The 2,805-nt window shown below is 38.5% G+C and carries 5 protein-coding genes; all 5 read right to left on the bottom strand.

Annotated elements, in window-relative coordinates; all coding sequences use genetic code 11:
- Window positions 1–198 precede the first annotated feature (198 nt).
- Window positions 199–636 (bottom strand): hypothetical protein, encoded by a 438-nt coding sequence (locus FE810_RS16945; protein ID WP_138321844.1) that lies wholly within the window; start codon window positions 634–636, stop codon window positions 199–201.
- A 144-nt stretch (window positions 637–780) separates the two neighbouring features.
- Entirely contained in the window at window positions 781–1,230 is a 450-nt protein-coding gene (locus tag FE810_RS16950) for a DUF695 domain-containing protein (protein WP_138321846.1), read from the bottom strand.
- Window positions 1,231–1,347: 117 nt separating this feature from the next.
- On the bottom strand, window positions 1,348–1,794 hold the full coding sequence (locus FE810_RS16955; protein WP_138321848.1) for a hypothetical protein: 447 nt from the start codon (window positions 1,792–1,794) through the stop codon (window positions 1,348–1,350).
- A gap of 33 nt (window positions 1,795–1,827) precedes the next feature.
- Window positions 1,828–2,124 (bottom strand): hypothetical protein, encoded by a 297-nt coding sequence (locus FE810_RS16960; RefSeq protein WP_138321850.1) that lies wholly within the window; start codon window positions 2,122–2,124, stop codon window positions 1,828–1,830.
- Window positions 2,125–2,272: 148 nt separating this feature from the next.
- Entirely contained in the window at window positions 2,273–2,707 is a 435-nt protein-coding gene (locus tag FE810_RS16965; RefSeq protein ID WP_138321852.1) for an Imm32 family immunity protein, read from the bottom strand.
- Window positions 2,708–2,805 lie beyond the last annotated feature (98 nt).

Genomic DNA, 2,805 nt, shown 5'->3' on the forward strand with positions numbered 1-2,805 from the left:
TTTCTGTTTCATGCAGTCGCTCCTCAAGTTAGTATAAGGATAGCGTTGCACTCACCGCTTGAACTCACAGCTCACTACAGCCGCTCGCGACCGTCTACATTTCAAAAACTTACGTTATCTATAGCGAACTCGCAATTGTGCCGTTAGCTGCCCGTTGGAAATTGCTAATATAAGCTGATTTTGGATTTTTAGCTTGCGCTACCTGGATTTCTTAAGCCAATAGGAAAAAGTTTCCATTCCAGATCTTTCGCGATCAGAAAGACGCTCTTTGGCCAACTCATCTAGCACTTCCAAAACTCTATCTTTTCCACACTTTTCCACTAAATAGAAAGGCCATTCTTCGACGCTAACATTCCACGTTTTCAAACTAAGTCTAATGCGTTGTTTAAGATCAATATAAACTTTTGGTTTCAGTTTATACAAAATCACACCAGCATTTTGCTGTCGTGTGTAAGTATTGGGACCGTCTTCCAATAAAAACAAAGTAAATAGTCCTTCAAAAAGCTCTGAATGTTTTACGTTTCTGAGGAGTTTTTCAACCGCTTTTCTTTCGGGTCTATTAGTCGGTCCGAATTCGTCAGCATACTCTACAACAGCTTTAGTAATTTCCTTTCTGTCCATATTTAAGATTTGCAAGCTAACTCCTTGGTCTGAAGCTGCGGTTAGTAGAAATTATTTTTACTAAATTTTTTGAATGACTCTAGGTCGCTCTTTTGAGACATTAACCTTTTCAATCTGTTAACGTCAAATCTAAGCACCATAGACGCCTGATTCGAGCATTTAATAACAAATTTCGTAAACAGTTTTAATTTGTTCCCATTCTGGATCTTCTTCAACTTGCAAGTGCAGTGGGAGTTTTGGAAAAGTCGAGAGTGCTGAATTAATTCTATTACCCACTTCTTCAATATCACCAATATAGTAATGCCACTCTCTACTCCCTGGATTGGTCAATACAAACGCCAGAATTGCAAGCCTGTCAGAATCGAGTGAGCTTATTAATGCATCTTCCACAGACTTCATATCTTCAACTAGTTGTTGAGAAGGCATACCACTTGAATTGTCAATTTCAAAGTCCCAAATAATTACTAATCTTTTGGGATAGTTTGGATTGCCTAAATAAGGTTCTAAATCTGGGCGGTAACGAATAAGTCTGGGCTGACCTTCTGGCTTACTCTCTGCAATGTTCCAAGAGGCACTATCTGCTGAAGGGATTTCTGAATTTGATGTCATTATTTGTTTAATCGTAAATACATAAGTTAAGGATTTTGGCGAATGCGCTATATATAAAGATTACTCTTTTAAGCATTTACATGCCTTGTTTGAACGGCTGTAGATCGCTCTTAAGCGTCACTGTGTAATTAGGCTAACGCCTTGATCAGCAACTACCTTAACCCTATAAGTTTTACTTCTCCACTTACTTCTAGATTCTTTAGATATATTCGCTTGATCTAACGTGGTTTCCAGAGTAATGAAGAGTTCACCATTTAAGGTGTCACTTGCTACTAACTTCCAGCCTTTTGACTTGGGTAGTTCATAGAGTAATGGTGTTTCACCTAAGTCCCCCATCATATAACTAATAAACAAGCGCGAATAAGGGCAAGACTGAAAACTACCGTTACACTCCATTATTTTTTCACTGCTTTTTATTACTCTGACAGCAGGAAACCCCTCGCTCTCAAACAAGATATTCATTGTGCCCAGGATATGAGCAAGCTCATTATTCTCTATCGGTTTTAACTGTTGAGAACTAACAAGAGGTGAAAAAATAATAAGACTAAAGAGTATGTGTTTCATAATCTTCCATGATATTGAATGACTGCAGTTCGCTCATTTCAGCCCCATTTCGTCCCTAATTTCTTTAGGCACATTGACCAAACATGTATCCTTTGTAACAGACAAAGCAATGCCTATTTGAGCAGCCACTTTAATGATGTGATGAAACCAATCAGCATGACTCCATTCTCTTGGTGAAGGTGCTTTGAAAGCTTTCCGATCACTATCCCAATATACTTCGGATGCTTCGCGATAAATATACTGATACGAGGGTTTACCGCCACTAGCGAGAACAAGATACATTTCTCCGCTATCCAGAATTTCAATTAGGGATAAATTTTCAATTTCCATACCGGTTAATTAATCTGCTCAAAATTGAAACCAATGACTGCAGTTCGCTCACAGCCGCCGCTCACGACTACCGATGATTCAATAACTTACGTTATTTATGGCGACGTCGCAAATACCAATAATCGTTCTTTATTGTGAAAGCTTAAGATTAAAGCTGAGGATCCAGCGTTGCAGGATCAAAGTCCTGCTCTTTTACGTATATCACGAGAGAATATTCTGCTTTCGGTGCGTATTCGTTTTTAACAACTATGCGATCGTTTGGTGAGCTAATTTCTAATTTGTCTGATATTAATTTAGCTATAGCGGAAAAATCACTTGGCCGTCCCCATACTCCGCGCTTATCTATTATTGGTTCATCAGAACTTGTAAGGGTCAAATACCAGTGTGGTTCGATGTGAAAATGATCACCGTGAGACTCTTCTTTAAGAGAGAATTGATGAAGTAAATCAGAAAAATTTTTTAAGCCTAGTTGGCTACCTGTTAAAACCCATTCTGATTGGGTTTCATTAATGGTGTAGAAGAAGCCTAACTCTCGCCATTCACTGCGTGTGAGCTCTGCCAATTTGCCTGACAACTTATCCATAATTATTTCTAGTTGAACTTCCGCTTATCGCTCGTTAAAGACGTCCACTTAACTGAAAAACTATGTCATTTATTAATCGTCTACAAGTGGTAAATCAA

The organism is Thalassotalea litorea (assembly GCF_005843925.1).
Classification (GTDB): domain Bacteria; phylum Pseudomonadota; class Gammaproteobacteria; order Enterobacterales; family Alteromonadaceae; genus Thalassotalea_A; species Thalassotalea_A litorea_A.